Annotated in this window: 1 protein-coding gene; it reads left to right on the top strand. The window is 42.9% G+C overall.

What is annotated here, in order from left to right:
• Positions 1 to 54 precede the first annotated feature (54 nt).
• Positions 55 to 513, top strand: a complete 459-nt coding sequence (locus C2847_RS12220; RefSeq protein ID WP_128415185.1) for a hypothetical protein — start codon at positions 55 to 57, stop codon at positions 511 to 513.
• The last annotated feature ends 40 nt before the right edge of the window (positions 514 to 553 follow it).

The raw sequence follows: 553 nt of genomic DNA, 5'->3' as shown, positions 1-553 counted from the left end.
CAGCTTAACACAAAGCATCCACAATAATTTAATTATTATTCAATAACATTCAACATGTACAAGACTACCATTGTTAGCGTCAGTGTTCTTCTTATTGTTGCCTTCATGGCCAATTCTATCCTCTCCCAAAGTGCTACCATTAATGTTCAGTGTCAGGGCCTCCTTGGTGGAATCCTTGGCAATATCGATTCAACTATCAACGTCAATCTTCCCCTTGTTGGAACTACTTTAAGCCTCCTCGCAAACGTACTCGGAACTATTGTAGCAACTGCTGGTTTAGTCAATACTCTCCTCAATAGTCTCCTCATCAGCGTCCTTAGCGCTGTCCCAATTGTTGGCCCTCTCCTTTCAGGACTTGTTGCTGCTCTCGTTACTCCTATCCTTAGCTCTATCTTTAATCTTTTGGGTGCTAACGGACTTAGCGCGATCATTGCTGCCCTTCAGGCTACCGACGTAAATATTGGTATTACCATCCCTGAGCTTTGCACTATTGGCATTAATGCTGGATTGTGAGGCATTTCGTAAGCCATGTTCTCTATTCCACTTATTCCTT

Origin of the sequence: Thermus tenuipuniceus, from assembly GCF_002964845.1 — a bacterium.
GTDB classification, from domain to species: domain Bacteria; phylum Deinococcota; class Deinococci; order Deinococcales; family Thermaceae; genus Thermus; species Thermus tenuipuniceus.
The sequence above is the reverse complement of the archived record's forward strand: the minus strand, read 5'-3'. Positions and strand labels throughout refer to the sequence as shown.